The 5,673-nt window shown below is 72.5% G+C and carries 5 protein-coding genes; 2 read left to right on the top strand and 3 right to left on the bottom strand.

Annotation, left to right across the window (positions count from 1 at the left end; translation table 11 throughout):
• Positions 1-1,745: histidine kinase (locus ESO86_RS10430; protein ID WP_129234838.1), on the bottom strand; the 1,745-nt coding region annotated here is incomplete at its 3' end.
• Between the two features lie 31 nt (positions 1,746-1,776).
• Positions 1,777-2,466: a hypothetical protein gene (locus ESO86_RS10425; protein WP_129234837.1), complete on the bottom strand. Its 690-nt coding sequence runs from the start codon at positions 2,464-2,466 to the stop codon at positions 1,777-1,779.
• A 236-nt stretch (positions 2,467-2,702) separates the two neighbouring features.
• On the opposite strand from ESO86_RS10425, the gene ESO86_RS10420 reads away from it, so the two are divergent.
• On the top strand, positions 2,703-4,241 hold the full coding sequence (locus tag ESO86_RS10420) for a helix-turn-helix transcriptional regulator (RefSeq protein WP_129234836.1): 1,539 nt from the start codon (positions 2,703-2,705) through the stop codon (positions 4,239-4,241).
• Positions 4,242-4,260: 19 nt separating this feature from the next.
• Here ESO86_RS10420 and ESO86_RS10415 read toward each other — a convergent pair whose 3' ends face one another.
• A complete protein-coding gene (locus ESO86_RS10415) occupies positions 4,261-4,800 on the bottom strand; it encodes a PadR family transcriptional regulator (RefSeq protein WP_165307630.1) in 540 nt (179 codons plus the stop codon).
• Positions 4,801-4,926: 126 nt separating this feature from the next.
• Between ESO86_RS10415 and ESO86_RS10410 the strand changes: the two genes are divergently transcribed.
• The coding region (locus ESO86_RS10410; RefSeq protein ID WP_165307628.1) for a serine hydrolase domain-containing protein at positions 4,927-5,673 on the top strand (747 nt) is incomplete at its 3' end.

Genomic DNA, 5,673 nt, shown 5'->3' with positions numbered 1-5,673 from the left:
GGCAGCACCGCCCCGCGCGTCCGGAGGTCGAGCGTGGTCCGCCCGGGCAGGAGCGAGTCGGCGCGCTCGTGGATGGCGCCCGCGAGGCCGAGGTCGTCGAGCGCGGGCGGCCGGAGGTCGTCGACGATCCGCCGGATGTCGAGCACGGCGTCCCGGATGCCGCCCTCGAGCCTCGTCACGCGTTCCTCGGCGCCGTTCGAGTCGGGCGGCAGGGAGCGCCGGAGGTTCCCCGCCTGGAGCGCGAGCGCGGCGAGCGCCGATCCGATGCCGTCGTGGATGTCCCGCCGGAGCCGCCGCCGCTCCTCCTCGCGGGCGAGTACGAGCTGCTCGCGCGACGCCTGGAGGTCCTCCGCGAGCTGCACGGCCCGCACGGTCCCGGCGACCTGCCTGGCGAGATCCTCCAGCACCCGGCGGTCGGCGGCGGAGAACGCCTCGCCCCGGGCGCGGAGCCCCACCTCGAGCGTGCCGATCGCCTCGCCCTGGTGCACGAGCGGGAACGCCTGCGCCTCGCTCGTCCGGGTTCCGTACGCCGCGATCGGCCGTGCGGACCCGGCCGGGACGACCGCGACGTACGGCACGCGCAGCGCCTCGCCGACGCCGGCGGTCACGGCGGGCATCAGGTCCTCGGCGAGCGCCGTGTCGGCGACCTGCCGGGCCAGGCGCGACATCGCGCGAGCCGGGTTGTCGCGGTCGCCGTACATGAGGCGGTTGACGATGCGCTGCAGCCACTCGCGCAGCGGGTACGCGGCGATCGCGACCACCAGCACGACGAGCACCGAGACCCGCCAGTCCGCGGACGCGGGCGCGATCGATCCCACGGCGAGGACGACCGCGCCGTACACGGCGAGCGCGGTGATCGTGAGCGCGCCGTAGACGAGCGTGCGGTTGATGACGAGGTCGATGTCGTAGAGCCGGTACTTCACGATCGCGATCGTGACCGCGAGGAAGACCAGCGCGAGCGGCCCCCAACCGAGGAGGATCGCGACGACGGGCGACCAGTCGCCCCACCCCACGCCGGCGGCACCCGTCGCGAACAGCACGGCCCATCCGACGGCCGCGATGGCCGCCGCCCAGAGCATCCACCGCAGCTGCTCGCGCTCGTCGCCGCGGGCACGGCGCCGTCGCACGAGGACCGCAGCCCAGCCGGTCCCGATCGCGGCCGGGGTCAGCACCATGAGCACGGCGAGCGGGAAGGCGGCATCGGAGGCGATCGCCCGAGGGACGTCGACGAAGTCGACGGGCTCGGACGGGTAGACCGCGTATCCGACGGTGGCGAGGACGAGCCACGCGATGAGCACGATCACCACCGGCCGCCACCGTCGGCTCGGCGGTCGTCCGTCGGGGAAGAGCAGCGGCACGAAGGTGAGCAGCGCGATCATCGCCGGGAACCAGTTCCACTCGGCGAACCAGGCCGCGACCTCCACGCCGGGCAGGCTCCCGGGAGCGAGGTACCACCCCTCGATCACGATCAACCTCGCGGCGGTGTCCGGGATGATGCCGCCCACGGCGACCATCATGATCCAGCCGATCGGGTGCCGCGGCAGGCGTCGGAGGATGATCGCGGCCGGGACCCCGATGAACGGGACGAACACCGCGCCGCCGACGTAGAACGGCAGCTGGGCGACGATGGCGTCGGGCAGGTCGTCGCGCTCGAGGAGGACGAGGACCGCGAGGGCGACGCCCGACGCGAACGCGATCGCACACACGACCCACGCCCACGTGCTGGGCGACCGGAGCACGTTCATCGCATCGACGCCTCCCCCGCTGGACGCGGCCTCAGCCCTGAGGCTCAGTATCCACCACGGCCGTGGCGACGGCGACCCAGGCCACCGCGAACAGCAGCGGGAACATGCCCAGCATCCACGCGACGGGGACGAGCGGGGCGACCACGAACCCGGCCCACGCGAGCCACCTCGGCAGCCGTCGCGAGCGCCAGGCGGTCACGCCGAACGCGACCAGCAGCAGCGAGAGTCCGATCGTGCCCACGTTGAACACCTGGCTCGCGAGCATCTCGAGGCCGTACCCGACCTCGGGCACCGGTGCGAAGCCGCCGTCGACGGTACCGGCGGCGACGTGCGCGCCGGCGGACGAGGCGGCCCCGGCCACGAGCGACCCGACCGCGACGATCGCGGCACCGACGACGCCGAGCTGCCCGCCGATCGAGGGCGAGGTGCGTCCGGCGTCGACCGATCGTCGCAGGAACGCCGCGGACCAGGCGACGAGGACGCCGGCGAGCGGGAAGAGCACGACGCCGACCAGCGACGTCAGGTTGAGCCGCACGTCGTCGGAATGGGCCGCGGCGAAGTCGTCGAGCGTGCTGCCCTCGTAGACGTAGGGCGGCAGGGTGAAGATGACGACGCCGGCGCCGAACATGACGAGGAACGCGGCGCCGAGCAGCCGTGCCGGCTGGAATCGGTTCCGGGTCCGCGTCGTCGGGATAGCGGGGTCGTCGGCTCGCGTGGACATGGCGGGCTCCTTCCGTGAGGATTCGATGCCTCCACGCTGGCCGTCCCGATGTCCCGGCCGCACGGGACCGTCGGTCCCATCTTCGCGCGCTCCGCCGTCCGAGGAATAGAAGTCGCCATGTTCTTCAGCGTTGATCACCACGCATTTCCGACCAGACGGCCGAATCGCCTTCGAAGAAGCAGAACTTCCGTGCTTGTTCGGTTTGCGCCATCCGGGTGCCCGTGTGAGCATGGGGCATGGTCACCGCCGATCGAACCCGCACCCGGGTCCCGCACGCCGCGTACGCCGCCGCGCCCGCCACGACGGTCGGCGCGGTCGGGGCTCCGCCCGAGCCCGGGCCCGACGAGGTCGACGCGCTGACGCTCGGTCGACGCATCCGCGAGCGCCGCCTCGCAGCGGGCATGACCCTGGGCCGCCTGGCCGAGGCGATCGACCGAGCGCCGAGCCAGGTCTCCGCGATCGAGAACGGCAAACGCGAACCCCGCCTGTCGATGCTCCGCACGATCGCCCTCGCACTCGGCACCACGGCCGACGAGCTGCTGCGGCCGGATGCCCCATCCGAACGCGCCGCGCTCGAGATCGCCGTCGAGCGCGCGCAGCGCGGGCCGGTCTTCGCCGCACTCGGACTCGACCCGTTCCGCGTGGCGAAGACCATGAACGACCAGACGCTCCAGACCATCCTCGCGCTGCACAACGAGATCGACCGACTGCACCGCGAACGCGCGGCGACCCCCGAGGAGGCGCGGCGCGCGAACGCGCAGCTGCGCGCCGAGATGCGCGCCCGCGACAACTTCTACCCCGAGCTCGAGGCGAAGGCGGCGGAGCTCCTCGAGGCGGTCGGCCACGCCGGCGGCCCGGTCTCCCACCAGTTGGTCGCCGACATGGCGAGCCACCTCGGCTACTCGCTGCACTACGTCGGCGACCTGCCCCACTCGACCAGGTCGGTGACCGACAAGCGCAACGGGCGCATCTACCTGCCCACGCAGCAGTCGCCGTCGCGCGACTCGCGCTCGCCGATCCTGCAGGCGCTCGCCTCGCACCTGCTCGGCCACGAGGAGCCCGGCAACTACGGCGACTTCCTGCGCCAGCGCATCGAGACGAACTACCTCACGGCCGCCATCCTGCTGCCCGAGCAGGCCGCCGTCCGCTACCTCTCGGAGGCGAAGAACCTGCGCCGCATCTCGATGGAGGAGCTTCGCGACCACTTCGCGGTGTCGTACGAGACGGCCGCGCACCGGTTCACGAACCTGGCGACGGCGCGCCTCGACATCCCGGTGCACTTCATGAAGGTGCACGAGTCGGGCACGATCATCAAGGCGTACGAGAACGACTCGGTGCGCTTCCCCTCCGACGCGCTCGGCGCGGTCGAGGGCACGACGGTGTGCCGCAACTGGACGGCCCGCACGGTGTTCGACGTCGAGGACCGCTTCAGCCCCTGGTACCAGTACACCGACACGTCGTCGGGCACGTTCTGGTGCACGTCGCGCATCGAGAAGGCCAAGGAGGGCGAGTACTCGGTGTCGGTCGGGGTGCCGTTCGAGCACGTGAAGTGGTTCCGCGGGCGAGAGACACCGCACCGTGCGGTGTCGCGTTGTCCCGACGAGTCGTGCTGCCGCCGCGCGCCCGACGAGCTCGCGGGCAAGTGGGCGGATGCCTCGTGGCCGGCCGCGCGCACGCCGACCTCACTCCTCGCCGCGCTGCCCACGGGCACCTTCCCGGGCGTGGACCAGACCGAGGTCTACCAGTTCCTCGAGGCGCACGCGCCTCGCGGGTGAGCCCGTACGGCGGGCCGGCTCAGGTCTCGCCGGCGGCGAGGTCGCGGAACCACGCGAGGCCGGCGCGATGGGCCGTGAGCCCGTAGTCGAGCGTCGCGCGCTGGTAGCGGAACACCTCGCGGTACTCGTCGGGCACGGCGTCGGCCTGCTCGTCCAGCGTCGCCGCGAACTCCTCGAGTCGCGCGAGCTCGCGCTCGACCTCCGAGACGATGTGGTCGAGGATGTCGCGTCGCTCGTCGGCGTCGTCGACGAGTCCGAGCAGGAAGAGCCGGCTGAGCGCGGCGACCTCGAGGTCGCCGCCGGCGAGCGGCGATCGGATCCAGGCGTGGAACGCTGCGACGCCCTCGTCGGTGATCGTGTGTATCTTCTTGCTGCGCCCGCCTTCGACGACCCCCTCGACCGTCACGTATCCCGAAGCGACCAGGCCGCGCAGCGCGCTCTGCAGGCTTCCGAAGCTCGCGCGGTAGAAGAGCGACGGCCCACGTTGGAACTGCGCGTTGAGCGAGTACAGCGTCTGCGGCCCGAGCAGCATGAGCAGCCCGAGGATCACGTTTCCCACGCCGTGCTCCCTCCGCGACATCCGCGCTGCACGCCGCCCCTTGTCGGCGATGCGCGAATCTCGTATATCCTAACCGTGATATCCCGATCCGTGATATCACGAATCGAGACGAGAGGATTCTCGCAGATGACGCGCGCCGAGTCGTTCGCCACACGCCTGGATCGACACCTCGCCCGCACGACGCGGCGACGCGGAGAGCTCGGGCCGCCCCAGGTCGCCGTCCGGGCGCCCGCGCTCGGCATCGACTACCGGTTCGGCGACGCCGACGCGCGGTTCCACGTCGCGAGCGTCGGCAAGCTCGCCACGGCGACGCTCGTCGCACAGCTGGTCGAGCGCGGTGCGCTCGCGTTCGACACGCCGGTCGCCGAACTCCTCCCCCGCGACGAGGTCGCCGGCCTCTTCGTGACGAACCCGGCGACGGATGCCGGCGGCGGCGCGACCGTCGAGCACCTCCTGACCCACACCGCGGGCGTCGCCGACTACTTCGACGGCCCGGTCACCGCCGGGCCGCGCCTGCGCGAGCTGGTCCTCGCCGAGCCGGACCGCACGTGGACCCCGGCGGACCTGATCGCCTTCAGCCGCGAACGACAGCGCCCCGTCGGTCGGCCCGGCGAGCGATTCCGCTACTCCGACACGGGGTTCGTCCTCCTCGGTCGCATCGTCGAGGAGTCCACGGGGCGGCGGTTCCACGAGGTGCTGCACGAGCGCATCTTCCGCCCGCTCGGCATGGGCGACAGCGCCCTGCTCTTCCACTCGGTGCCCGACCGCGACCGCGCGCCGATCACGTCCGACGGAACGACCGCCGCCGGCGCCGCGAGCGCGGCGGCGACGCGACCGAGGATCGCGCCGCTCCGACTCGGCCGCGTCGAGGCG

Origin of the sequence: Agromyces binzhouensis (assembly GCF_004135055.1) — a bacterium.
In the GTDB taxonomy this organism is placed as follows: Bacteria; Actinomycetota; Actinomycetes; order Actinomycetales; family Microbacteriaceae; genus Agromyces; species Agromyces binzhouensis.
Note: the sequence above shows the minus strand (reverse complement) of the source record. Positions and strands in the feature narration are given on the sequence as shown.